Below are 24,323 nucleotides of genomic sequence, written 5' to 3'. Positions count from 1 at the left end.
GGGGCGGTACGCTCAACTCGGTCGCCGGGCGCCCATCACGCACCACGAGAAACCCGCGTCGCGGACGACGATCTCGAGCCCCGCGCTGCGCACGGCCTCGGCCATCCGCTCCGGGTCGTGGACGTAGGCGCGATACTCGCGCCGGGCCACACGGTTGATCGCGTTGTCGAAGGCCACTCGGGCTCGGGTGACCAGATTGCGCGGGGGATAGCTGAAGGCGAGTGCGTGCCGGGCACGACCGGCCGCGGCCGCGAGCAGCTCCGGCGCCTCCGGATAGCAGCACACCACGCGGTTGAGGATGACCAGGTCCGCCGCGTCGACGGCGTCGTGGGTGCGCGCGAGATCGGCTCCGACGACCCGTGTGACGCGGTCTCGCACGCCGGCGTCCTCCATCAACCGCGTCGCCTCCGCCTCGTAGGCGTGCGAGAGCTCCAGGTTGGTCGTACGAGCAGCGCCGCGCGCGAGAAGCTCGAGCTGCAGCTCGCCGACGCCCCCGCCGATCTCCAGCACGGATGCTCCGCTGATGCCCGCCTGCTCGAGGATCGCGAGCAGCCTGCGCTCGATCGCGGTCGGTCCGCCGGATCGGTATCGTCGCGCGACTCGGCGAGCGAACCTCGAATCGAATGCACGGTCGTAGAGCTGCGACTCGGTCGGACCGCAACAGTCCTCCATGCCCACAGTATGGGCCTGGATCAGTCGCGGCGGAAGACCAGGACGTCGACTGAAACGGTGACGTCGCCCGGGGTGTCCGGCGCGCCCGGCGCTGCGGGCGCGGAATCCGCGTTTTCGGGGGCGTGGTGCGCTGAGGGTCCCATTCCGACCAGCGACTCGAGATCGCGCCGCGCGAGGTCGACCGTGTACTCGACGGCGCGACGCGCGTGCAGGTCGAACCCGGCGCCGGAGAGCTGATACGTGACCAGCTCGACCTTCCCGCTCGGGATGTCGAGCATCGCGCCCGCGGCGCGCGCCTCGATCAGGTGCCGTTCCGTGGGGACGACCACGACGAGGGCACCACCCGGGCGGATGATCCGCGCGAACTCGTCGACGTTCCGCGGTGCGAAGACGTTGAGGGCGATGTCGACCGAAGCGTCTCGGATCGGGAGCGGACGCCAGAGGTCGAGTACCACGCCGGTCGAGTTCGGCACAGCCCGGGATGCGATCCGAACGGCGATCGGCGATCGATCCGCGAGCAGGAACGCGGCGGATGGGGACCGTGACGCGATGTACTCCGAGTAGTAGCCGGTGCCGCACCCGAGATCTGCGATACGCGGCGTCGTCGCGGACGCCACCGATGCGGACGAGGCGACCCCCGCATGGACCGCGTGGGCGATGGGCTCGAACGCACCCGTGGAGAGCAGCTCTGCGCGCGCCTCCAGCATCGGCCTGGTGTCGCCGACCGTCTGCGGTGCACGAGGGGGGAGGAGCGTGATCGTCCCGTACTTCGTCGGATCGAACCGATGTCCCGCGTCGCAGCCGAGCACTCCTCCGGCGAGCACGGCGAGAGGGAGGGAACAGTTCGGGCACCGGAGCCACGCCGAATCGATCGACATGGTCCGGTGCCCGAGGAAACCGCGTTCGCGGATCAGTGGTGCGTCGAGTGGTGCGCCGCTTCGAGCTCGCCCTTGGTGACGGGAGCGATGCGGTCCTCGAAGAACCACCGCGACATGCCCGCGCGGAGTCGCTGGCCGACCGTGATCTTGCCGCGGTCGTTGGGGCGGAGCATCAGCGGCTGGTACGACTCGTAGCTGACCAACTTCCAGCGCTCGTACTCGTCGAGCGGCTGGTGCACCTCGATGAACTCGCCGCCGGGGAGCTTCACGATGCGACCCGACTCGTACCCGTGCAGGACGATCTCGCGGTCCTTCTTCTGCAGGGCCAGGCAGACGCGCTTCGTGACGAAGTACGCGATGATCGGTCCGACGATCAGCAGCGCCTGGAGCGTGTGGATCACGCCCTCCATCGTGAGCATGAAGTGCGTCGCGATGAGGTCGGACGCCGCCGCCGCCCAGAGGACCGCGTAGAAGGTCACGCCGGCCGCGCCGATCGCCGTGCGAGCCGGAGCGTTGCGAGGACGCTCGGCGATGTGGTGCTCGCGCTTGTCGCCCGTCACCCAGGCCTCGACGAACGGGTAGATGAGCACGGTCAGGATGAACAGCCCGAGGCCGATCAGCGGCACGAGGATGTTGAACGACCAGGTCCGGTCGAACAGCACGAACTCCCAGCCCGGCGGAATGAGGCGCAGGGCGCCGTCCGCGAAGCCGATGTACCAGTCGGGCTGGGTGCCTGCCGAGACGGGGGAGGGGTCGTACGGACCGTAGTTCCAGATCGGGTTGATCGTGAACATCGAGGCGATCAGGGCCAGCACGCCGAACACGATGAAGAAGAACCCGCCGGCCTTCGCGGCGTAGATCGGGAGGATCGGCGGGCCGACCGCGTTCTGCTGGGTGCGACCCGGAGCGGCGTAGTGGGTGTGCTTGTGCACGACCACGTACAGCAGGTGGATCGCGATGAGCGCGAGCAGGATCACCGGCAGGATAAGGATGTGCAGGGTGTAGAGCCGGCCCACGATCGCCGTGCCCGGGAACTCGCCGCCGAAGAGGAGGAAGGAGGTCCACGTGCCGATCAGGGGCATGCCCTTGATCATGCCGTCGATGATGCGGAGGCCGTTGCCCGAGAGGAGGTCGTCCGGCAGGGAGTAGCCGGTGAAGCCCTCGCCCATCGCGAGGATGAACATCACGAAGCCGATCACCCAGTTGAACTCGCGCGGCTTGCGGAAGGCGCCCGTGAAGAAGATGCGCAGCATGTGCAGGCCGATGGCCGCGACGAACAGCAGGGCCGCCCAGTGGTGCATCTGGCGGACGAAGAGGCCGCCGCGGATGTCGAACGAGATGTCGAGCGTGGAGGCCATCGCCACCGACATCTCGACGCCCTTGAGGGGAACGTACGAACCCTCGTACTCGACCTCGGCCATGGAGGCCTGGAAGAAGAAGGTGAGGAACGTGCCGGTGATCAGGATCACCAGGAAGCTGAAGAGCGCGACCTCACCGAGCAGGAACGACCAGTGGTCGGGGAACGCCTTGCGGCCGAGTGCGTTGACGAACGTCGAGAGGCTGGTCCGCTGGTCGATGTAGTTCGATGCGGACGCCGTGACGGAGCGGCGCTGCGGCGCTTGGGTTGTTGCGGTACTCAATGACGCTCCCAGAAGCTCGGACCGACGGGTTCGGTGAAGTCGCTCTGCGCGACGAGGTAACCCTCGTCGTCGACTGCGATCGGCAGCTGCGGCAGCGGCCGCGCCGCCGGTCCGAAGATGACCTCGCAGTGGTTGGCCACGTCGAACTGCGACTGGTGGCACGGGCAGAGCAGGTGGTGGGTGTGCTGCTCGTACAGTGCGACGGGGCAGCCGACGTGGGTGCAGATCTTGGAGTACGCGACGATGCCGTCGTACGACCAGGATGCTCGCTCCTCGGTCTCGTTGAGCTCATCGGGGTTGAGGCGCATGAGCAGCACCGCTGCCTTCGCCTTCTCCTCGAGCCGGCCGTGGTGCATCTCGCTGAGCCCCTCGGGGATCACGTGGAACGCACTGCCGATCGTGACGTCGGCCGCCTTGATGGGCACGCCCGACGGGTCGAGCGTGAGGCGGGTGCCCTGCTTCCACATCGTGTGACTGAGCAGCTCGACGGGGTTCTCACCCTGCGGCGCGAGACCGCGGAAGAGCACCACAGCGGGCAGCGGGAAGACGAGGAGGGCACCGATGAGGCTGTTCCGGATGACCGAGCGGCGGGTGAAGCCGGACTCGCGGTCCGCGTCCTGGAACACCTGGATCGCGCCCTCGCGGGCCTCGACGTTGCCCCCGACCGGGTGGCGCTCGTCGGCCAGCTCGACGTCGGTCATGACGGCCTTCGCCCAGTGCACGGCGCCGAAGCCGATGCCGAGCAGGGCGAGGGCCGCGCCGAGGCCGATGAACATGTTGTTCAGGCGGACGTCGCCGACGTCGTTGCCCTCCATCGGGAACAGCATGTACGCGGCGATCGCCCACACGCTGCCGAGGATCGAGAGGTAGAAGAGGGTGTAGACGGTGCGCTGCGCGCGCCGTTCCTTCTTCGGGTCCTCGTCGGTCACCCGGGGGCGGTGCGGCGGGAAGCCGGGGTTCTCGAACGCGTCCGTCTGGATCAGTGCCGTGCCCGTCTTGACGGCGGGAACGTTCGCGGCGTGCGACGAGTCGGCAGCGGCGAGTTCAGTGCCGCTGTGGTCGTCCTGTGCCATGGTTCTCCTTCTTCGCTTCTTCGGTCGGCCCTAGTTGGACTTCGCCGTGATCCACACGGTGATCGCGACGATGGCGCCGAGACCGAAGATCCAGATGAACAGGCCCTCCGCGACCGGGCCGAGCGAGCCGAGCTCGAACCCGCCGGGCGACCGGTTGTCCTGCACGTACTGCAGGTAGGTGATGATGTCCCGCTTGTCTTCCGGCGTGATGTTCAGGTCATTGAACACCGGCATGTTCTGCGGGCCCGTGACCATGGCCTCATAGATGTGGACGCCGGAGACGTCCGTCAGCGGGGGAGCGTACTTGCCCTCGGTGAGCGCGCCGCCCGCGCCCGCGACGTTGTGGCACATCGCGCAGTTGATGCGGAAGAGCTCGGCACCGTTCGCGGCATCGCCGCCGCCGTTCACCAGGCTCTCGGCGGGGATGTCGGGGCCGGGGCCGAGGGAGCCCACGTAGTACGCGAGCTGCTTGACCTGCTCGTCGGTGAACTGCACGGGCTTGACCTGGGCCTGCGGTCCCTGCATCTGCATCGGCATGCGGCCGGTGCCCACCTGGAAGTCGACGGAGGCGGCGCCGACGCCGATCAGGCTCGGGCCCTCGTCGGTTCCCTGCGCCTCGAGCCCGTGGCAGGTGGCGCAGTTGGCCTGGAAGAGCTTCTCGCCCGCTTCGATCGTCTCCTGCGACGAGGGGGAGGGCTCGGCCTGGGCGGTCGTCGTGCTGAAGGCGGCGTAGGCGCCTCCGGTGAACACGAGGCCGAGGGCGAGCAGGGCCGCGGTGGCGAGCGGATGCCGGCGACCGGTGCGTCGCGTCGAGCGGGTCATTGATCTCTTCCTGTTCACGGGCATTGCGGGGTGACGCTCCTGGGCTCGGCCGTTATCTGAGGACGTAGATGACGAGGAACAGGCCGATCCAGACGACGTCGACGAAGTGCCAGTAGTACGACACGACGATCGCGCTGGTGGCCTCTCGGTGGCCGAAGTTCTTCACGGCGAAGGTGCGGCCGAGCACGAACAGGAAGGCGAGGAGCCCGCCGGTGACGTGGAGACCGTGGAACCCGGTCGTCAGGTAGAACGCCGAGCCGTAGGCGTTCGAGTCGAGGGCGATGCCCTCCGAGACGAGCTGCGCGTACTCCCAGACCTGGCCCGCGACGAAGATCGCGCCCATCGCGTAGGTGAGGAAGAACCACTCGACCATGCCCCACTGGGTCGGCTTCCAGCCCGTGCGATAGGGCTGGCTGCGCTCGGCCGCGAACACCCCGAACTGGCAGGTGAACGACGACGCCACGAGGATGATCGTGTTGGTCAGGGCGAACGGGAAGTTCAGGCGATCCGCCTCGAACGCCCACAGCTCGGGGGACGTCGAACGGAGGGTGAAGTAGATCGCGAAGAGGCCCGCGAAGAACATCACCTCGCTTCCGAGCCACACGATCGTGCCAACCGCAACGGTGTTCGGACGCTTGATCACGGGCGCGCTCGCCTGATACGTCAATGAGGTGCTCGTCACCCTCCCATTATGGCGGATTCGGAGGCGAAGTTTTCGACGTCGTGTCGAGATCGCAGCATCGCGATCCATTCGGAGGGCATGGATCGGGCTCCCGAAGCCCCGTGAATCCGCCGTGAATCGGCCCGGATAGGATCGGACCATGTCCGCGACGCAGAACTGGCCGGCCGTCCTCAACGCGCTGCTTGAGGGGGAGGACCTCAGCGTGTCGGATGCCGCGTGGTGCATGGAGCAGGTCATGACGGGTGCGGCGACCGACGCCCAGCTGGCCGCGTTCCTCGTCGCGCTGCGGCTGAAGGGCGAGACCGTCGACGAGGTGGTCGGCTTCCGGGACGCCATCCTCGAGCACGCCGTCCAGCTCCCGGCCGACTCGATGGCCCTCGACATCGTCGGCACCGGCGGCGACCGCTTCGGAACGGTCAACGTGTCCACCATGGCGTCGATCGTCTGCGCCGCCGCGGGCGTCCCGGTGATCAAGCACGGCAACCGGGCCGCGAGTTCGCAGTCCGGCTCGTCGGACGTCCTCGGCGCGCTCGGCGTGGACCTGTCGCTCCCGGCCCTCCGCGTCGCGGAGGTGCTCGACGAGGTCGGCATCACGTTCGCATTCGCGGCCGCGTTCCACCCGGGATTCCGTCACGCCGGGCCGGTGCGGTCGCAGCTGGGCATCCCCACCGTCTTCAACTTCCTCGGACCGCTGTGCAACCCTGCACGACCCGAGGCCTCCGCCGTCGGCGTCGCGCACCTCGACCGGGTTCCGCTGATCGTCGGCGTGTTCCAGACCCGTGGGGCGACGGCGCTCGTCTTCCGCGGCGACGACGGCCTCGACGAGCTCACCACGACCGGCCACAGCCACATCTGGGAGATCTCCCGCGGCACCGTCAAGGAACACGACCTCGACCCGAGGGAGCTGGGCATCCCGCGGGCGGCGATCGAGCAGCTGCAGGGCGGGGACGCCGAGCACAACGCGTCCGTGGTGCGCGACGTGTTCTCCGGCGCACGGGGACCGGTGCGGGACATCGTCGTGCTGAACGCCGCCGCCGGACTGGTCTCCTACGAGCTGGCGAACGACCCGACCCAGATGCAGCGCACCATCCTGGATCGCTTCCACGAGAAGATGGCCGTCGCCGAGGGGGCCATCGACAGCGGGGCCGCCGCCCGCAAGCTCGAGGACTGGGTCGCGGCGACTCGCCGCTGACGCCGGCCGCGCCGGGATCGGGACGGCGTCATCCGCCTTCCGGGCCGGACGGCCGAACGGGGCCCCGCCGAAGCGGGACCCCGTCCTGGTCGGAGCGGTGCTGGGCTCAGCGAACGTCCTCGTCGACCCAGTCGAAGGTCTTCGTGACGGCCTTCTTCCAGAGCCGCAGCTGACGGTCGCGCTCCTCGGCGTCCATCTTCGGCTCCCAGCGACGGTCCTCCTGCCAGTTCGCGCGGAGGTCGTCGAGACCGGACCAGAATCCGACGGCGAGTCCCGCGGCGTAGGCGGCGCCGAGTGCGGTCGTCTCCGCGACGACCGGGCGGATGACCGGCACGCCGAGGATGTCGGCCTGGAACTGCATGAGCGTGTCGTTCGCGATCATGCCGCCGTCGACCTTGAGGTCCTCGAGGTCGACCCCGGAGTCGGCGTTGATGGCGTCGATCACCTCGCGCGTCTGGAAGGCGGTCGCCTCGAGCGCGGCGCGCGCGATGTGGCCCTTGTTGACGAACCGGGTGAGACCGACGAGCGCACCGCGGGCGTCCGGGCGCCAGTACGGCGCGAACAGGCCCGAGAACGCCGGGACGAAGTACGCGCCGCCGTTGTCGTCGACGGACTTCGCGAGCTCCTCGATCTCGGGGGCGGAGGAGATGATCCCGAGGTTGTCGCGCAGCCACTGGACGAGCGAGCCGGTCACGGCGATCGCGCCCTCCAGCGCGTAGTGCGCCGGCTGGTCGCCGATCTTGTAGCCGAGCGTGGTGAGCAGCCCGTTCTTGGAGTGCACGATCTCGGTGTCGGTGTTGAAGATGAGGAAGTTGCCCGTGCCGTAGGTGTTCTTCGACTCGCCCTTGTCGAAGGCCGCCTGGCCGAAGGTCGCGGCCTGCTGGTCGCCCAGGATGCCGGCGACCGGCACCTCGCGGAGCAGGCTCGACGGCTCCACCGTGCCGTAGACCTCGGACGAGGACCGGATCTCCGGCATCATCGAGCGCGGGACGCCGAAGGTCTCGAGGATGTCGTCGCGCCAGGACAGCGACTCGAGGTCCATGAACATCGTGCGGCTCGCGTTGGTGACATCCGTCGCGTGCACGCCGCCGTCGGTGCCGCCGGTGAGGTTCCACAGCACCCAGCAGTCGGTGGTGCCGAAGAGGAGGTCGCCGGCCTCCGCCTTCTCGCGCGCGCCCTCGACGTTCTCGAGGATCCAGACGATCTTCGTGCCCGAGAAGTAGGTGGCCAGCGGAAGGCCCACGTCCTGCTTGAAGCGCTCGACGCCGCCGTCGGCCGCGAGGCGGTCGACGATCGGCTGGGTCCGGGTGTCCTGCCAGACGATGGCGTTGTAGACGGGCTCACCGGTGTTCTTGTCCCAGACGACCGCGGTCTCGCGCTGGTTCGTGATGCCCACCGCGGCGATGTCGTGCCGGGTCAGGTCGGCCTTCCCGAGGGCCTGTCCGATGACCTCGCGGGTGTTGCGCCAGATCTCCATGGGGTCGTGTTCGACCCAGCCTGCCTTCGGGAAGATCTGCTCGTGCTCGAGCTGTCCCGTCGAGACGATCGAGCCCTTCTTGTCGAAGATGATCGCGCGGGAGCTGGTGGTGCCCTGATCGATCGCAAGGATGTAGTCGGCCATGGTTTCCTCTCAGATTCGCTGCGGCCGTCGTGGTCGACGACCGAATGGTCGCGGGGAAGCGGGGGCGGCTCGTTGGACCGAGCCGCCCCCGACGGTTCAGCCCATCGCCATGGTGTACATGTCGGCGAGCGGGATCCACAGCCAGCCGGCGATCAGTCCGCCGATGATGGGGCCGGCGACGGGGACCCACGAGTAGCCCCAGTCGCTCGAGCCCTTGCCGCGGATGGGCAGGACGGCGTGGGCGATGCGCGGTCCGAGGTCGCGAGCGGGGTTGATGGCGTAGCCGGTCGGGCCACCGAGCGATGCGCCGATGCCGACGACCAGGAGCGCCACGGCCAGAGCGCCGAGCGGCCCGAGGCCCGCCGGCGTGACGGTGTCGGGATCGCCCCACTGCCCGAAGCCGATGACGACGAACACGAGCACGAAGGTGCCGATGATCTCGGTCACGAGGTTCCACCCGTAGGAGCGGATCGCCGGGCCCGTCGAGAACACGCCGAGCTTGAGGGCGGCCTCGGGCTCGTCGTCGAAGTGCTGCTTGTAGGCGAGCCACGCGACGGTGGCTCCGAGGAACGCACCGAGCAACTGGGCGCCGATGTAGGTGAGGATCGACAGCGCGTCGACCGGGACGCCCGGAACGAACTCGGTGCCGCCCGTCCCGAGGATGTTCGCCGCGAGCCCGAGCGTGACGGCGGGGTTGATGTGCGCGCCCGACACGACCGCGACGATCACACCCGAGAACACGGCGAGACCCCAGCCGAAGTTCACCATGAGGAAGCCGCCGCCGAACCCCTTGGTCTTGGCGAGCACGGCGTTCGCCACGACGCCGCAACCCAGCAGCAGCAGCATTGCCGTTCCCGCCATCTCCGAAACGAATACGACCCCGAGATTCATGTCCACATCGACCTTTCCTGCTCTGGATGGTGCCCGTTGGGCCGCGCCCAGGGGCGGAACTGCGCCCCACCATACTCGCGGCGCTCGCAAGCGGGGAAGGGGTTCCGCATTTTCCGCCGAGGCCTTCCGACCACGCCCTCGCCGGGAGTACGTTGGCGGGGGGAATGCTGCGTCGAGGCCGACGGGCGAGGGGTCCGGGCGGGCGCGGCCGAGGGGAAGGGACGCTTCGTGAAGAAGATCATCAATGACCCGAAGCGCGTGGTCGACGAGTCGGTCGCCGGCTTCGCACGCGCGCACGCCGACCTGGTCGCCGTCGCCACCGATCCGATCCACGTCGTGCGCGCCGACGCGCCGGTCCAGGGCAAGGTGGGCCTGGTCTCGGGCGGCGGCAGCGGCCACGAGCCGCTGCACGCCGGGTACGTCGGCCACGGGATGCTCGACGCGGCCGTGCCCGGGGCGGTCTTCACCTCGCCGACGCCCGACCCCATCCTCAACGCCACCAAGGCCGTCGACGGCGGCAAGGGCGTCCTGCACATCGTGAAGAACTACACGGGGGACGTCCTCAACTTCGAGACCGCCGCCGACCTCGCCGCCGCCGACGGCATCGAGGTGCGCGCCGTGGTCACCAATGACGACGTCGCGGTGAAGGACTCGCTGTACACGGCCGGTCGGCGCGGCGTCGCCGGCACCGTGCTCGTCGAGAAGATCGCCGGCGCCGCCGCCGAGCGGGGCGACTCGCTCGACCAGGTCGCCGAGATCGCCGAGCGCGTGAACGCGAACGCGCGCTCGATGGGCATGGCACTGACGCCGTGCACGGTCCCGCACGCGGGGGAGCCGAGCTTCACCCTGGCCGAGGACGAGGTCGAGATCGGCATCGGCATCCACGGCGAACCGGGCCGCGAGCGCATCAAGCTCGAGCCCGCGGACTCGCTCGTGGACCGCCTGATCACGCCGGTGATCGAAGACCTGCCGTTCTCGTCCGGCGACCGCGTCCTGCTGTTCGTCAACGGCATGGGCGGCACTCCGCAGATCGAGCTGTACCTCGCTTATCGCCGCGCGGCGGAGGTGCTCGACGAGCGAGGCATCCGGATCGAGCGCTCGCTCGTGGGCAACTACATCACCTCGCTCGAGATGCAGGGCTTCTCGATCACGCTGCTGAAGCTCGACGACGAGATGGTCGAGCTGTGGGACGCGCCCGTGCACACCGCCGCGCTGCGGTGGGGCCGCTAGGGGCGCCGGGTGGGTCTCGACATCACCTGGGCGGTCGACTGGGTGCGACGAAGCGCCGAACTCATGTCGGAGCATCGGGTGGAGCTGATCGGGCTGGACCGCGAGATCGGTGACGGCGACCACGGCGAGAACATGGACCGGGGTTTCCAGGCGGTGCTGCCGAAGCTGGACGACCTGCCGGCCGGGTCGACGCCGGCCGACGTGCTGAAGGTGGTCGCGACGACGCTGATCTCGACGGTCGGCGGCGCGGCGGGGCCGCTCTACGGAACCGCCTACCTCAAGGCCTCCGGGGCGGTCGGCGGCGAGGTGTCGCTCGATGCCTCGGCCGTGGCGAAGCTCCTCGAGGCCGGTCGCGACGGCATCGTCCTGCGCGGGAAGGCGGAACTCGGCGACAAGACGATGGTCGACGCCTGGTCGCCCGCGGTGGAGGCCGCTCGGGCGGCCGCCGAGTCGGGCGCGACGGCGGTCGAGGCGCTGCGGGCGGCCGCGGACGCCGCGGCGGGCGGTTCCGACGCGACGATCCCGCTCGTGGCCCGCAAGGGCCGCGCGAGCTACCTGGGCGAGCGCTCGGCGGGCCATCGCGATCCGGGCGCGCAATCTACCGCGTACCTGCTCGAGGCGGCGGCGACGACGGCGTCGAACGGCACCAGTGCCTGACGCGCCCGGCGCCGAGCGGGTCGGCATCGTCTTCGTGTCGCACTCGGAGCGGCTCGCGGCGGGGCTCGTGGAACTGGCGCGCCAGATGGCGCCGACCGTCCGGCTGGAGGCGGCCGGAGGAACCGACGACGGCCGCATCGGGACGAGCTTCGACAAGGTGACCGCCGCGATCGGGGCAGCGGATGCCGGCGCCGGCGCGGTCGTGCTGTGCGACCTCGGGTCGGCCATCATGACCGCCGAGACCGCGCTCGAGTTCCTCGACGACGAGCAGCGCGAGCGTGTCCGGCTCGCCGACGCTCCGCTCGTGGAAGGCGGCGTCGCGGCGTCGGTCGCCGCGGAGGCGGGGGAGTCGCTCGACGCGGTCGTGGGGGCCGCACGGTCGGCCGCACCCGCCGGTCCGGCTGAGGCGGCACCATCCGCGGGGGCGGAGACGAGCACGGCGGGGATCCGCCGGCGGGTGACGCTCACGAACGCCGACGGGCTGCACGCCCGCCCGGCCGCCGAGCTCGTGAAGCTCGCGAGCACGTTCGACCAGCGGGTCACCGTGAACGGCATCGACGCGAAGAGCCTCCTCTCGATCATGGCGCTCGGCCTGACGAAGGGGGCGGAGGTGGAGATCGCGTCCGACGACCCGGACGGGTCCGAGGCGGTCGACGCGATCGTCGCCCTGGCCGAATCGGGGTTCGGAGAGCACTGAGGGACCGACAGACGCCCCGGCGCGAGGCGCGTTCGGCCGTGCGGATCGGAGGCAGGCGCTGAGGCGTGGCGCACCCCGCCCGGCGGCACATCCATGAGAATCGCTCGCGTTCGGCGGTCGAGCCGGGGTACGATCGCGCCATGGCACGCGAAGAGGCGGGCCCCGGCACTCCGAACGCGTTCACGCGGTTCTTCGATCGCGTGGACCGGGTTCTCAGCCCGGCGTTCGAGTCGCCGACGGTGGCCCAGGAGGAGCCCGACGACCGCAGTCGATCGGGGGAGAAGCCGTGTCCGCTGTGCGGACACCCGATGTTCGAGCACTACATCGACGAGTCGACGCCGAACGTGCTGCTCGAATGCCCGACCGACGAACGACTGCCCGAGCCGGCGGCCAGCGGCCCGCTCAACGAGTACGGGATGCCGGCCAGCGAGGCGCGCAAGGAGAAGCTGAGGCGACGCGAGCGCGCGTGATCGGAGCGATGCCCGGGGGAGAGGTCTCCAGGACGCGCTGCTGAGGCGACATGGTGAATCCCATTGATCGTGAAGCCGGTTCATGATCTCGGGTCGAACTCGGACGTGAGCAGCGAGTGCCGGAGGCACGGGACGCCACCGGGCGGGACCAGGTGGCCGGCGATCAACCGGGCCCGTCGCACGACGTCGTCGGCGATCCGCCACGGCGGGCCGGGTCGGAAGCGCCGAGTGGAGCGTCGCGACGTGCGTGAGCGAGCGGATGCGACAGTGCGGCGCATCGCACGTCGAGTCGCGTCGTCCGACACGGGCGGGGAGTGTCGACCGTTCATCTCTTCAGGTGTTCGGACATAATGTGCATTATCGGTCTGCGGGCGTCTGCGGTGGCGAACGGTCGATCCCGCCGTCACGACGCCCTCGAATGTCGCGTGCCGATCACGCCATGGCGCGCTTCACGAGCTCCACGATCGTCGCCTCGACCTCCGGGGTGAGCTCGGTCACCGCGAACGACGTCGGCCACATCTCGCCGTCGTCGAGCGCCGCCACGTCATTGAATCCGAAGGTCGCATACCGCGACGAGAACTTCGACGCCGCCTGGAAGAAGCACAGCACCTTGCCGTCCTTGGCGTACGCGGGCATCCCGTACCAGGTCTTCGCCACGAGCTCCGGCGCGGCGTCCGTGATCAGCTCGTGGAGACGCTCGGCGATCGCCCGATCGGCGGCATCCATCTCGGCGATCTTCTCGAGCAGGTCGGCCGTTCCGTCCTTCTTCCTGCTGCGGACCTCCCGGGCCCGCTCCTTCATCGCCGCCCGCTCCTCGTCGGTGAACCCGTCCACGTCGGCGTCGCGCGTGCGCTTGTCCGTCCCTGCCATCTCCTGCTCCCTGTGCGTTTCCTGAGGTCTTGCTGAGAATGATGATCACGAATCGACGTAGTCGGCGAGATGCCGGCCCGTCAGCGTCGAGCGCGCGGCGACGAGCGCGGAAGGCGTCCCCTCGAACACGACCGTGCCGCCGTCGTGCCCCGCGCCGGGTCCGAGGTCGATGATCCAGTCGGCGTGCGCCATGACGGCCTGGTGATGCTCGATCACGATCAGCGTGCGGCCGGCGTCGACGAGTCGGTCCAGCAGGCCGAGCAGCTGCCGGACGTCGGCGAGGTGCAGGCCGGTGGTGGGTTCGTCGAGGATGACGATGCCGCCCTGCTCCCCCAGGTGCGTCGCCAGCTTGAGCCGCTGGCGCTCGCCGCCGGACAGCGTCGTCAGCGGCTGGCCCAGGGCGAGGTACCCGAGCCCGACGTCGGTGAGGCGCTCGAGGATCGCGTGCGCCGCGGGGACGCGCGCCTCCCCCGCGGCGAAGAACTCCTCGGCCTCGGCCACCGGCATCGCCAGGACCTCGCTGATGTCGCGGCTGCCGAGCCGGTACCCCAGCACCGACGCATCGAACCGCCGCCCTTCGCAGACCTCGCAGGTGGTCGCCACCGTCGCCATCGGCCCGAGGTCGGTGTACACGACGCCCGCGCCGTTGCAGTTCGGGCACGCGCCCTCCGAGTTGGCGCTGAAGAGCGCCGGCTTCACGCCGTTGGCCTTCGCGAACGCCTTGCGGATCGGCTCGAGCAGGCCGGTGTAGGTGGCCGGATTGCTGCGGCGGGACCCGCGGATGGCGCCCTGGTCGATCGACACGACGCCCTCGCGCCCGGCGACGGATCCGTGGATGAGCGAGCTCTTGCCGGACCCGGCCACGCCCGTGACCACGGTGAGCACGCCGAGCGGGATGTCCACGTTGACGTCCCGGAGGTTGTTCGCCCGCGCGTTCCGGACTTCGAGCACCCCGCTCGCGGTGCGGGACGTCGCCTTCACCGTCGCGCGGTCGTCGAGATGGCGGCCGGTCAGCGTGCCGCTCCCCCGCAGGCCGTCCACCGTTCCCTCGAAGCAGACGGTTCCGCCCGCGGACCCCGCTCCCGGGCCGAGGTCGACGACGTGGTCGGCGATCGCGATCGCCTCGGGCTTGTGCTCGACGACGAGCACGGTGTTGCCCTTGTCGCGCAGCCGGAGGAGCAGCGCGTTCATGCGCTGGATGTCGTGGGGGTGCAACCCGATCGTCGGCTCGTCGAAGACGTAGGTGACATCCGTGAGCGAGGAGCCCAGGTGGCGGATCATCCGCGTGCGCTGCGATTCGCCGCCCGAGAGCGTGCCCGACGAACGGTCGAGCGAGAGGTAGCCGAGACCGAGCTCCACGAACGAGTCCAGGAGGTGCCGGAGTCCGCTCAGGAGCGGCGCGACGGACGGCTCGTCGAGACCGCGGACCCACTCGGCGAGGTCGGTGATCTGCATCGCGCAGGCGTCGGCGATGTTGACGCCCGTGATCCTCGACGACCTCGCCGGGGCGTTCAGCCGGGTGCCGTCGCACTCCGGGCACCGCGCGAACGCGACCGCGCGTTCGACGAACGCCCTGATGTGCGGTTGCATGGCGTCCACGTCCTTGGAGAGCATCGACTTCCGGATCTTCGGCACCAGCCCCTCGTAGGTCAGGTTCACCCCGTTCACGCGGACCTTCCGAGGCTCGCCGTACAGGAGTTCGTGCCGTTGCTCGTCCGTGAAGTCGCGGACGGGCACCTCGGCCGGGACCACGGCGCCGATGATCCGGGTGCTCCATCCGTCGGCCGTGTAGCCCGGCACCGTGATCGCACCCTCGGCGAGCGACTTCGTCTCGTCGAGCAGCTCGGCCGGATCGAGGTCGGACACGGTGCCCATGCCCTCGCAGGTCGGGCACATCCCGCCGAGCTGGGTGAACGTCCGCTCCGCCGTCTCGGGGTCCGCGCCCCGCTGGACCGTGACGGACCCGCTGCCGCTGACCGACGGGATGTTGAAGGAGAACGCCTGCGGTGAGCCGACGTGCGGGCGTCCGAGCCGGCTGAAGAGGATCCGGAGCATGGCGTTGGCGTCGGTGGCCGTGCCGACCGTCGAGCGCGCGTTGGCGCCCATCCGCTCCTGATCGACGATGATCGCGGTGGTCAGTCCCTCGAGCAGGTCGACCTCCGGGCGCGCGAGCGACGGCATGAAGCCCTGGACGAAGGCGCTGTACGTCTCGTTGATCATCCGCTGCGACTCCGCCGCGATGGTGCTGAAGACGAGCGAGCTCTTGCCCGAGCCGGACACGCCGGTGAACACCGTCAGCCGACGCTTCGGGATCTCGAGGTCGATCCCCCGGAGGTTGTTCTCGCGTGCGCCGACGACGCGGATGAGATCGTGTCGGTCCGCGGGGTGGGGCGCCTGCTCCCCCGCCGCCGCGGCCGACGTCTCGTCGATGCGCTCCGCCATCGTCAGCGCGGCTCCTGGATCCTGACCATGTTCCCCGCGGGATCGCGGAAGGCGCAGTCGCGCACGCCGAAGGGCTGGTCGATCGGCTCCTGGGCGACCTCGGCCCCGGTCGCCTGGATCCGCTCGAACACGGCGTCGACCGCGCTCGTCGAGAGCACGATGGCGGCGTACGTGCCCTTCGCCATCATCTCGGCGATCGTCCGCCGCTCGTCCTCCGTGATGCCGGGGTCGGCGGCCGGCGGCGTGAGGACGACCGAGGTGCCGGGCTGCCCCGCCGGCCCGATCGTCACCCAGCGCATCCCGTCGTAGCCGACGTCGTTGCGCACTTCGAAGCCCAACGCGTCGCGGTAGAACGCCAGCGACGCGTCCGGGTCGGTGTGCGGGAGGAACGTGTACTGAATCATGAGGTCCATGGCGGTCACGCTACTGGCGCGGCGCGCGCGCCGCTTCTCGATTCCTGATCGGTCGGGTCACGCGCTTCGCGAGCACCGATGGGACGCCGTCGAGCGGGTGCAGGGCCTCCCGGCGGTAGCGGCCGGGCGAGACGCCGACCAGTTCCGTGAAGCGCGTCGTGAACGTGCCGAGCGAACTGCACCCGACGGTGAAGCAGACGTCGGTCACCGAGAGTCGCCCCTGCTGCAGGAGGGCCATGGCCCGCTCGATGCGCCGCGTCATCAGGTACGAGTACGGCGGCTCCCCGTAGGCGCGCCGGAACTCGCGGCTGAGGTGCCCTGCCGACATGCCCACCGACCGGGCGAGCGCTGCGACGTCGAGCGGCTCGGCGTAGTCGCGATCCATACGGTCGCGCACGCGACGAAGCAGCGCGAGCTCGCGAAGGCGCTGCTCCCCGGTCGGGTCGGTGCTCACGTCGGCGATGCTCCCACTCCGGGCCCTCCGTGTCCACCATCCGCTGGAGACCCCGGGCGTGCACCCTGCGGCGGCCGAGGCCGGTCGGGTCAGCGCGTCGTGAGCAGGTCGCCGCCTCGGATCGCCTCGAGGGCGAGCACCCGGTAGCCCTCGTCCTCGAAGAAGACCGTGAGCCGATCGGACTCGACGCTCATGACCCTCCCGTCGCCCCAATCGCGGTGCCGTACGGGCTGGTCGGGGCGGTACTCCCCCGACGCCGCCGCGTCCTCCTCCTCGTCGTCCTCGGCCGCTCCGCGGTCGCAGGTGTCGCAGGCGCCGCATGACCCGGCGTGCTCCGAACCGAAGTACTCAAGCAGGAACGCGCGACGGCAGCGCGACGTCTCCGCATAGGCGCGGATCATCGCGATACGCGACTCGTCCACCCGGCGGCGCCGTTCGACGACCTCCTCGACGAGGGCGACCGCGTCGGCAGGGTCGAACGATGCCGCGGCGACGATCCCGTCGTCCGTCGAGGTCGCGACGTCGGCCTCGACGAGGAGGTTGAGGATCGCGGTGACCGCGCGCGGGGGCAGGTCGAGGTCGCGGGCGAGATCTCGGGCGGTCCGCGGTCCGTCCGCCGCCGCGAGGGCACGCGCCACCGAACGCACCCGGTCCTCGCGCGGGGATCCGGACGCGAAGAAGGTGCGCAGCCCGAGGTCCTCGGCGCGATAGTGCAGCGTCGCCCGCGACGGCGCCCCGTCGCGGCCGCTGCGCCCGACCTCCTGGTAGTAGGCGTCGATCGACTCGGTGATGTCGCCGTGCACGATGAAGCGCACGTTCGGCTTGTCCACGCCCATCCCGAAGGCGCTCGTCGCGACCACGACGTCGTACTCGTCGGCGAGGAACGCCTCGTGCACCTCCCGTCGGATCCGCGCGCCGAGCCCGCCGTGGTAGGCGGCGGCGCGCATCCCCTCCTCCCGGAAGCGCTCGGCGAAGCGCTCCGTGTCGGCCCGCGTCGCGACGTAGACCAGACCGGGCTTCTCCGCGGCGACGGCCGTCTCGACGACGGCGCGTTCCTTGGCGGTCGCGTCCTCGTGGCGCTCGACCGAGAGGTGGATGTTCGGGCGGTCGAACCCGCCGACGAGGACCATCGGCTCGCGCATGCCCAGCCGCTCGATGATCTCCTCGCGGACCGGCGCGGACCCGGTGGCCGTGAGCGCCACGACCCTCGGTCGGCCGAGGGCCTCGACCGCCGCGCCGAGCCGGAGGTAGTCGGGCCGGAAGTCGTGGCCCCAGGACGAGACGCAGTGCGCCTCGTCGACGACGACGAGCGACACGCCGAGGGCGGCGAGCTCGTCGATCACCTCCGGCTTGGACAGCTGCTCCGGCGCGAGGAACAGGAACTCGGCGTCCCCCGCGGCGACCGACTCCCAGGATCTGGCGTTGGCGCGTTCGCTGTGCGTCGAGTTGATGGCGACCGCGGTCCCCTCACCCGATGCCCGCTCGAGGTGGCGCACCTGGTCGGCCTGGAGGGCGATGAGCGGCGACACCACCAGGGTCGGACCGTCGAGCAGGTGCGCGGCGATCTGGTAGACCGCCGACTTGCCGTATCCGGTCGGCATCACGACGACCGCGTCGCGTCCCTCGACCACGGCGTGGATGGCCCGCTCCTGCCCCGGCTTCAGCCGCTCCCATCCGAACCGCTCCCTCGCGATCCGCCGCATCCCGTCCGTCGTCCGTGTCACGCGACTCCCCTTCTGCACGAAGTCCCCAGTCTGGCGTACGCGGAATGGACGGAAGGGGGGCTTGCGCGCTCGCACGATGGGAGAATGCAGGCATGTCCGCGAAGGTGGCGTTCGTCCTCGGCGGGGGCGGCGTGCTGGGGGCCGTCCAGGTCGGGATGCTGCGCGCGGTGCTCGAACGCGGCATCCGCCCGGACCTCGTGGTCGGCACCTCGATCGGGGCGATCAACGGCGCGATCGTGGCGGCCGACGTCGAGCGCAGCATCGAGCGGCTCGACCGGGCATGGACGTCCAGCGACGCGCGCGTGCTCACGGCGGGGCTGGGCGTTCGGCCGGGCCGCGCGCACATGATGTCGCCCGGGCCGCTCGTGCGACTGCTGGAGGGGTCGCTCCCGCGCGTGCGCACCTTCGAGCAGCTCCAGGTCGAGTTCCGGTGCTGCGCCGCGAGCATCGAACGCGCTGCCGAGCACTGGTTCTCCGCCGGCCCGCTGATCCCGGCCGTGCTGGCTTCCGCAGCGCTGCCCGGGGTGTTCCCCGCCGTGCAGATCGGGAACGAGCACTTCGTCGACGGCGGCATCGTGAACTCCATCCCGGTCAGCGAGGCCGTGGCGGCCGGCGCGACGGACCTCTACGTGATGCAGGTGGGGCGCATCGAGCACCCGCTGACCGCGCCGCGCAACCAGTTCGAGAACGCGCGCGTGGCGTTCGAGATCTCGCGGCGGCACCGGTTCGCGCGCGACACGGCGGCGCTGCCCGACGGAACCCGTCTGCACCTGTTGCCCACCGGAACCACGAGCGAGCGCGACAACCGCCTCGTGCGCAACCTCTCCCCGAGCGCCGTGCTCCGGCGCATCGAGAGCGCGCACCGAGCGGCATCCGACTATCTCGACGCCGAGGTCACGGCGACGGCCGACGAGGGGCCGCGTTCCTGATGCGAGTTCCGCCGACCTGGGTCCGCCGCCTGGTCCTCGCCCCGGCCGTCGTGGTCGCCGCCGTCGTCGTGACGGCGCTGCTGCCGCTCTGGCTGGTCGGGGCGACCGCCGTGTCGATCTTCATCGAGCCGCGCCTGCGCACGCCCAGGCTGCTCTGGATGGGCAATCTCTACCTGCTCTGGGACGCCGCGGCGCTCATCGCCCTCTTCGTGCTGTGGGTGGCGTCGGGATTCGGGTGGCGGATCCACTCCCCCGGCTTCCGCCGCGCGCACTACCGGTTCGTCGCGCGGATGCTGGAGTTCCTGTTCTGGAACGGCCGCTGGGTGCTTCGCCTCGACATCGACGTGCGGGTCCCTTCGGGGTTCCACGACGACGACGGGCCGCGGGTGATCGCGAGCCGGCATGCCGGACCGGGCGACTCCTTCATCCTCGTCCACGCGCTGTTCGACTGGTTCGAGCGCTCCCCGCGGATCGTCATGAAGGACACGCTGCAGTGGGACCCGGCGATCGACGTGGTGCTCAACCGCCTGCCGAACCGGTTCCTCGCTCCCGCGCCGGGGCCCGACGAGCGGCGTCCCGCAGAGCACCTGCTCCAGGAGCGCATCCGCGAACTGGCGAGCGACATGGGGCCCCGCGACGCGCTGCTGATCTTCCCCGAGGGCGGCAACTTCACCGAGCAGCGCCGGACGCGCGCCATCGAGCGGCTCCGCGCCGCGGGACTCGACGCGGCCGCCGATCGGGCCGCGCGCCTGCAGAACGTGATGGCACCGCGCCCCGGCGGGTTCTTCGCGGCCGTCGATGCGGCACCCGAGGCCGACGTGTACTTCGTGGCCCACACCGGCCTCGACCGCATCCGCACCATCGTCGACGTCTGGCGCGAACTGCCGACCGACAAGACGATCACGATGAGGTTCTGGAGCGTCGCTCGTGCCGACATCCCGCACGACCGCGAGGAGCGCAACGAGTGGCTCCTCCGCGAGTGGGAGGAGATCGACGGCTGGATCGAGGAGCACCGGCCGCCGGCGACGTCCGGTGCCCCACCGGTCTCGAGGATCGGGCGTCGGGCCGAGGCGGGCTGAAGCGCGCCCGGGCGAACCCGCGACACGCCGCGAATCGCGGGGTTCCTTGGACCGTTCGGGGGCGGTGCGGGCGTAGCCTGACCCCGAGCGCGACACACTGGTCGCGCCGGAAGGAGCCGCCGCAATGTCGTCCCCGCAGCAGAGCAGCGCGTTCAGCGCCTTCGCATTCGACACCGCCGACCTCACGAGATCGACGGTCAACACGATCCGTGTCACGCTCGGCATCACCGGGGTGCTGGCGCTCATCGCCGGCATCTTCATCACGTTCTGGCCGGCGAAGTCGGCGGTCGTCCTGACCGTGATGCTCGGGATCTACTTCCTGATCGCGGGTCTCGCCTACGTCGGCCTCGGGCTCTTCTCCCGCGGCATCTCCGGCGGAGCGAGGGCGTTGGACATCATCCTCGGCGTCCTGTTCGTGATCGGCGGGGTGCTGATGCTGTCGAACCCCTCGGAGAGCGCGGTCGTGCTCGGCATCTTCCTCGGCGTGCTGGTCGGCATCCTCTGGATCGTGGAGGGGGCCGTGGCACTCGCCCAGGCCGGCAGCTCCGCATCGAAGGGCTGGGCGATCTTCTTCGGCATCCTCAGCCTGATCGCCGGCATCGTCCTGCTCTTCTCGCCGTTCTGGGGCGCCGCGGTCCTGTTCTGGGTCACGGGGATCGCGCTCATCATCCTCGGCATCGTGCAGATCGTCCGGGCGTTCACGTTCGGCCGGGGGCTGCAGCTGTCCGCCTGAGCGGACATCGATCGTCCGCCTGAGTCGGGGGGCTCGCTCGGCGGACTGCGGGGCCGGTCGTCTCGGATTCGACCGGCCCCGCCTCTCGGCCCGGACTACTGCGCGGGCTGAAAGCCTGAGACGTCGCCGACGTAGCGGGTGTGGTCCGCCGGGATCGGATCGACCGCGGCGGCCGCCACCTCGGCCGCGAACTCGGACACGTTGTAGAGCTTGCCGGCGTCCTCCTTGCGCGCGGCGATCGCTCCCGGGTTCGCGCGCTCCAGCAGGGTGGCCGTGATCGTGCCCTCGATCATGTCGCCCGAGACGACGACGAACTCGACGCCCTGCTCGGCGAACTCGGGCAGCTTGGAACGCAGCGCGTCCTCGCCGGCGCGCTTGGAGAGCGCGACGGGCTCGTACTCGGGCATCGTGGGGGTCGTCCGGATGAAGTGGGCCTGGTGGCTCGTGACGAACACGATGCGCGCGCCCGCGGCGAGGTGCGGGAGCGCGTTGTCGACCACGTTCACCTGCGCGTCGCGGTTCAGGCGCATCGCGTAGTCGTCGCCCATGCCGGTCTCCATTCCGCCCGAGGCGTTCAGGACCAGCAGGTCGACGGGGCCGAACTCCGCGACGGCGCGCTCGAAGAGGGCGCGGACGGACGCGGCATCCGTGAGGTCGGCGCCCACCGCGATCGCACGACCGCCGGCCGAGGTGATCTCGCCGACGATCTTCTCCGCGCGGGGGGCCTTGCTGCGGTAGTTGATCACGACCGCTGCGCCGGCCTCGGCGAGGTAACGCGCGGTGTCGGCGCCGATGCCGCGGGACGAGCCCGTCACGACGGCGACGCGGCCGGCGAGCGATCCGGGGGCGAGCGGGTTGGTCACGATGGGCTCCTCGATGCGTCGGATGGCGACGCGCCGCGGGGGACGCGCCGACCCCGAGACTACCAACTCCCCCACATGCGCCGAGCGCGCTGATAGGTTCGAAGCGGGGGTCGCGAAGGAGACGGACGTGGATGTGCTGACGCAATACGCATGGATCGCCTGGCTCGTCCTGATCCTGGTGTTCGCGACCATCGAGGTGTTCACCCTCGAGATGACCTTCCTGATGCTGGCCCTCGGCAGCGTCGCGGGACTGCTCTCCGGACTGACCGGCATCCCGTGGTGGGCGCAGTTCATCGTCGCGGCCGTCGTCGCGGTCGCGCTGCTGCTGACCCTCCGGCCGTCGCTGCTGCGGATGCTGAGGCGGGGCGCCGATCCGGCCCGCAGCAACGTCGATGCGCTGATCGGCGCCGAGGGGCAGGTCATGCGGCCGGTGACCGCGACCGGGGGCCAGGTCAAGCTGAGCAACGGCGACGTGTGGACGGCGAGGCTGTCGCCCATCACCGACCAGGCGGACGTGCCCGCAGGCGAGCGCGTCCTCGTCACCGGGATCGACGGCGCGACGGCGGTCGTCGTGCCCACCGGAAGGAGCGCACAGGCGTGAGCGACATCGGACCCTTCATCACCCTGATCGTCGTCGTCGCGATCGCGATCTTCGCGATCGTGGTGATCGCCAGATCCATCCGGATCGTGCCGCAGGCATACTCCGGCGTGGTCGAACGACTCGGTCGGTACCACAAGACCCTCTCCCCCGGCCTGAACATCCTCGTGCCCTTCATCGACCGCCTGCTGCCGCTCGTCGACATGCGCGAGCAGGTCGTGTCGTTCCCGCCGCAGCCGGTGATCACCGAGGACAACCTCGTCGTGTCCATCGACACCGTCGTGTACTTCCAGGTGACCGACGCGAGGGCGGCGACGTACGAGATCAACAACTACCTCGGCGCGGTCGAGCAGCTGACCACGACGACGCTGCGCAACGTGGTCGGCGGACTCAACCTCGAGGAGGCGCTGACCAGCCGCGACAACATCAACGGCCAGCTCCGGATCGTGCTGGACGAGGCCACGGGCAAGTGGGGCATCCGCGTCTCCCGGGTCGAGCTGAAGGCGATCGACCCGCCCCTGTCCATCCAGGACTCGATGGAGAAGCAGATGCGGGCGGAGCGCGATCGGCGAGCCGCCATCCTCACGGCCGAGGGCACCAAGCAGTCCGCCATCCTCGAGGCCGAGGGATCGCGACAGGCCGAGATCCTCCGCGCGGAGGGCGACGCGAAGGCCGCGGTGCTCCGTGCCCAGGGCGAGGCGGAGGCGATCCTGACGGTGTTCGACGCGATCCACAAGGGCGATCCCGATCCGAAGCTGCTCGGCTACCAGTACCTGCAGATGCTGCCGCAGCTGGCCGAGGGGGCGTCCAACAAGCTCTGGATCGTCCCGAGCGAACTCACCGAGGCGCTCAAGGGCATCGGCAGCGCGTTCACGCCGAAGTCCGGCGATTCGCCCACCGGCGGCTCGCGCGCGAATCCGGGCGCCTGAGTCCGGCGTGACCTCGCGCTGGTTCGCGCCGCCGACGCCGCGCGTGCTCGCCCACCGCGGTCTCGCGATCGAGGCGCCGGAGAACACGATGCCCGCCTTCGAGCACGCGGTGCGGATCGGAGCCGGGTACCTCGAGACCGACGTGCACGTGAGCGCCGACGGCGTCGCGGTGCTCACGCACGATCCCACGCTCGAACGCGTCGCCGCCGGCCGATCCGAGCGGGTGGCCGACCTGCCGATGGCCCTGCTCCGCGACGTCGACCTCGGCGGGCGCACGGGCTTCGCGACGTTGGGCGAGTTGCTCCACGCATTCCCCGGCGTGCGACTGAACATCGACGTCAAGACGGATGCCGCGGTCGTCGCGACGGTGGAGGCGGTCCGGCGCGCCGGCGCGACCGACCGCGTCCTGCTCACGGCCTTCTCCGATGCTCGACGGAAGCGACTGGCCGCGATGGTGCCGGGGGTCGCGACCTCGGCGGGCCGGGCGTCGGTGCTGCGCGCCCGAGCCGCATCCGTCACCCGCAGCCCGCAGGTGCTCCGGCGCGCGGCCGCCGGAGCCCACGCGCTGCAGATCCCCGAGCGCGTCGGACGGGTGCGGCTGCTCTCCCCTGCGCTCCTCGAGACCGCCCACCTCGCCGGGATCGAGATCCACGTGTGGACCGTCAACGAGGAGGCCGAGATGCGGCGGCTCCTGGCGCTCGGCGTCGACGGGATCGTCACCGATCGCGCCGACCTCGCGCTGCGCGTCACATCCGCAACCTGAG

Annotated in this window: 25 protein-coding genes; 11 read left to right on the top strand and 14 right to left on the bottom strand. The window is 70.4% G+C overall.

What is annotated here, in order from left to right; genetic code table 11:
* Nucleotides 1–12: 12 nt before the first annotated feature.
* The 6 genes from ACUY4T_RS02890 to ctaE all read right to left on the bottom strand — a co-directional run bounded on the left by ACUY4T_RS02890 (nt 13) and on the right by ctaE (nt 5,767).
* On the bottom strand, nt 13–672 hold the full coding sequence (locus ACUY4T_RS02890; RefSeq protein WP_446017378.1) for an SAM-dependent methyltransferase: 660 nt from the start codon (nt 670–672) through the stop codon (nt 13–15).
* Nucleotides 673–692: 20 nt separating this feature from the next.
* Nucleotides 693–1,379 (bottom strand): methyltransferase domain-containing protein, encoded by a 687-nt coding sequence (locus tag ACUY4T_RS02885; protein WP_446017377.1) that lies wholly within the window; start codon nt 1,377–1,379, stop codon nt 693–695.
* Nucleotides 1,380–1,582: 203 nt separating this feature from the next.
* Nucleotides 1,583–3,190, bottom strand: coding sequence for a cytochrome bc1 complex cytochrome b subunit (gene qcrB / locus ACUY4T_RS02880; protein ID WP_446017376.1), 1,608 nt, complete (start codon nt 3,188–3,190; stop codon nt 1,583–1,585).
* Nucleotides 3,187–4,263, bottom strand: a complete 1,077-nt coding sequence (gene qcrA / locus ACUY4T_RS02875; RefSeq protein WP_446017375.1) for a cytochrome bc1 complex Rieske iron-sulfur subunit — start codon at nt 4,261–4,263, stop codon at nt 3,187–3,189. The genes qcrB and qcrA overlap by 4 nt, the downstream gene beginning before the upstream one ends.
* A 30-nt stretch (nt 4,264–4,293) precedes the next feature.
* Nucleotides 4,294–5,085 carry a cytochrome bc1 complex diheme cytochrome c subunit gene (qcrC, locus tag ACUY4T_RS02870; protein WP_446017374.1) on the bottom strand — a complete coding sequence of 264 codons (792 nt, stop codon included), beginning with the start codon at nt 5,083–5,085 and terminating at the stop codon, nt 4,294–4,296.
* 52 nt (nt 5,086–5,137) lie between these two features.
* On the bottom strand, nt 5,138–5,767 hold the full coding sequence (gene ctaE / locus ACUY4T_RS02865) for an aa3-type cytochrome oxidase subunit III (protein ID WP_446017373.1): 630 nt from the start codon (nt 5,765–5,767) through the stop codon (nt 5,138–5,140).
* A 139-nt stretch (nt 5,768–5,906) separates the two neighbouring features.
* Here ctaE and trpD point away from each other — a divergent pair, with 139 nt between their 5' ends.
* Nucleotides 5,907–6,959: an anthranilate phosphoribosyltransferase gene (gene trpD / locus ACUY4T_RS02860; RefSeq protein ID WP_446017372.1), complete on the top strand. Its 1,053-nt coding sequence runs from the start codon at nt 5,907–5,909 to the stop codon at nt 6,957–6,959.
* 106 nt (nt 6,960–7,065) lie between these two features.
* Here trpD and glpK read toward each other — a convergent pair whose 3' ends face one another.
* Nucleotides 7,066–8,580, bottom strand: a complete 1,515-nt coding sequence (glpK, locus tag ACUY4T_RS02855) for a glycerol kinase GlpK (protein WP_446017371.1) — start codon at nt 8,578–8,580, stop codon at nt 7,066–7,068.
* Nucleotides 8,581–8,676: 96 nt separating this feature from the next.
* Nucleotides 8,677–9,471, bottom strand: coding sequence for an MIP/aquaporin family protein (locus tag ACUY4T_RS02850; protein ID WP_446017370.1), 795 nt, complete (start codon nt 9,469–9,471; stop codon nt 8,677–8,679).
* Between the two features lie 228 nt (nt 9,472–9,699).
* Here ACUY4T_RS02850 and dhaK point away from each other — a divergent pair, with 228 nt between their 5' ends.
* The 4 genes from dhaK (at nt 9,700) to ACUY4T_RS02830 (ending at nt 12,525) form a co-directional block, all read left to right on the top strand.
* The gene (dhaK, locus tag ACUY4T_RS02845) at nt 9,700–10,701 is read left to right on the top strand and encodes a dihydroxyacetone kinase subunit DhaK (RefSeq protein WP_446017369.1); all 1,002 of its coding nucleotides are present in this window, start codon (nt 9,700–9,702) and stop codon (nt 10,699–10,701) included.
* 9 nt (nt 10,702–10,710) lie between these two features.
* Nucleotides 10,711–11,358, top strand: a complete 648-nt coding sequence (dhaL, locus tag ACUY4T_RS02840; RefSeq protein WP_446017368.1) for a dihydroxyacetone kinase subunit DhaL — start codon at nt 10,711–10,713, stop codon at nt 11,356–11,358.
* Nucleotides 11,351–12,055, top strand: coding sequence for a dihydroxyacetone kinase phosphoryl donor subunit DhaM (gene dhaM / locus ACUY4T_RS02835; RefSeq protein WP_446017367.1), 705 nt, complete (start codon nt 11,351–11,353; stop codon nt 12,053–12,055). The genes dhaL and dhaM overlap by 8 nt, the downstream gene beginning before the upstream one ends.
* Nucleotides 12,056–12,195: 140 nt before the next feature.
* Nucleotides 12,196–12,525: a hypothetical protein gene (locus tag ACUY4T_RS02830; protein WP_446017366.1), complete on the top strand. Its 330-nt coding sequence runs from the start codon at nt 12,196–12,198 to the stop codon at nt 12,523–12,525.
* Nucleotides 12,526–12,957: 432 nt separating this feature from the next.
* Here the strand turns inward: ACUY4T_RS02830 and ACUY4T_RS02825 are convergent, their stop codons facing one another.
* The 5 genes from ACUY4T_RS02825 to ACUY4T_RS02805 all read right to left on the bottom strand — a co-directional run bounded on the left by ACUY4T_RS02825 (nt 12,958) and on the right by ACUY4T_RS02805 (nt 18,428).
* Nucleotides 12,958–13,395 (bottom strand): iron chaperone, encoded by a 438-nt coding sequence (locus ACUY4T_RS02825; protein ID WP_446017365.1) that lies wholly within the window; start codon nt 13,393–13,395, stop codon nt 12,958–12,960.
* Nucleotides 13,396–13,440: 45 nt separating this feature from the next.
* Complete coding sequence (locus tag ACUY4T_RS02820; protein ID WP_446017364.1) at nt 13,441–15,837, bottom strand: ATP-binding cassette domain-containing protein; 2,397 nt, start codon at nt 15,835–15,837, stop codon at nt 13,441–13,443.
* A 2-nt stretch (nt 15,838–15,839) separates the two neighbouring features.
* Nucleotides 15,840–16,250 carry a VOC family protein gene (locus ACUY4T_RS02815; protein ID WP_446017363.1) on the bottom strand — a complete coding sequence of 137 codons (411 nt, stop codon included), beginning with the start codon at nt 16,248–16,250 and terminating at the stop codon, nt 15,840–15,842.
* A gap of 10 nt (nt 16,251–16,260) precedes the next feature.
* Complete coding sequence (locus ACUY4T_RS02810; protein WP_446017362.1) at nt 16,261–16,704, bottom strand: helix-turn-helix transcriptional regulator; 444 nt, start codon at nt 16,702–16,704, stop codon at nt 16,261–16,263.
* A gap of 89 nt (nt 16,705–16,793) precedes the next feature.
* Complete coding sequence (locus ACUY4T_RS02805) at nt 16,794–18,428, bottom strand: RecQ family ATP-dependent DNA helicase (protein ID WP_446017361.1); 1,635 nt, start codon at nt 18,426–18,428, stop codon at nt 16,794–16,796.
* A 92-nt stretch (nt 18,429–18,520) separates the two neighbouring features.
* On the opposite strand from ACUY4T_RS02805, the gene ACUY4T_RS02800 reads away from it, so the two are divergent.
* The 3 genes from ACUY4T_RS02800 (at nt 18,521) to ACUY4T_RS02790 (ending at nt 21,169) form a co-directional block, all read left to right on the top strand.
* Nucleotides 18,521–19,357 carry a patatin-like phospholipase family protein gene (locus ACUY4T_RS02800; protein ID WP_446017360.1) on the top strand — a complete coding sequence of 279 codons (837 nt, stop codon included), beginning with the start codon at nt 18,521–18,523 and terminating at the stop codon, nt 19,355–19,357.
* Entirely contained in the window at nt 19,357–20,436 is a 1,080-nt protein-coding gene (locus tag ACUY4T_RS02795) for a 1-acyl-sn-glycerol-3-phosphate acyltransferase (RefSeq protein ID WP_446017359.1), read from the top strand. Before ACUY4T_RS02800 ends, ACUY4T_RS02795 begins: the two co-directional genes overlap by 1 nt.
* A gap of 124 nt (nt 20,437–20,560) precedes the next feature.
* Nucleotides 20,561–21,169, top strand: coding sequence for an HdeD family acid-resistance protein (locus tag ACUY4T_RS02790; protein WP_446017358.1), 609 nt, complete (start codon nt 20,561–20,563; stop codon nt 21,167–21,169).
* A gap of 95 nt (nt 21,170–21,264) precedes the next feature.
* Here ACUY4T_RS02790 and ACUY4T_RS02785 read toward each other — a convergent pair whose 3' ends face one another.
* Nucleotides 21,265–22,032, bottom strand: a complete 768-nt coding sequence (locus tag ACUY4T_RS02785) for an SDR family oxidoreductase (protein WP_446017357.1) — start codon at nt 22,030–22,032, stop codon at nt 21,265–21,267.
* 127 nt (nt 22,033–22,159) lie between these two features.
* Here ACUY4T_RS02785 and ACUY4T_RS02780 point away from each other — a divergent pair, with 127 nt between their 5' ends.
* Genes ACUY4T_RS02780 through ACUY4T_RS02770 form a run of 3 tightly spaced genes read left to right on the top strand, consistent with a single transcriptional unit; the run spans nt 22,160 to nt 24,322 of the window.
* Nucleotides 22,160–22,633, top strand: a complete 474-nt coding sequence (locus tag ACUY4T_RS02780; RefSeq protein ID WP_446017356.1) for an NfeD family protein — start codon at nt 22,160–22,162, stop codon at nt 22,631–22,633.
* Complete coding sequence (locus ACUY4T_RS02775) at nt 22,630–23,559, top strand: SPFH domain-containing protein (protein WP_446017355.1); 930 nt, start codon at nt 22,630–22,632, stop codon at nt 23,557–23,559. The genes ACUY4T_RS02780 and ACUY4T_RS02775 overlap by 4 nt, the downstream gene beginning before the upstream one ends.
* 7 nt (nt 23,560–23,566) lie before the next feature.
* Complete coding sequence (locus ACUY4T_RS02770; protein ID WP_446017354.1) at nt 23,567–24,322, top strand: glycerophosphodiester phosphodiesterase family protein; 756 nt, start codon at nt 23,567–23,569, stop codon at nt 24,320–24,322.
* Nucleotide 24,323: the final 1 nt, after the last annotated feature.

The sequence above is a fragment of the Agromyces arachidis genome, from assembly GCF_052805135.1.
Note: the sequence above shows the minus strand (reverse complement) of the source record. Positions and strands in the feature narration are given on the sequence as shown.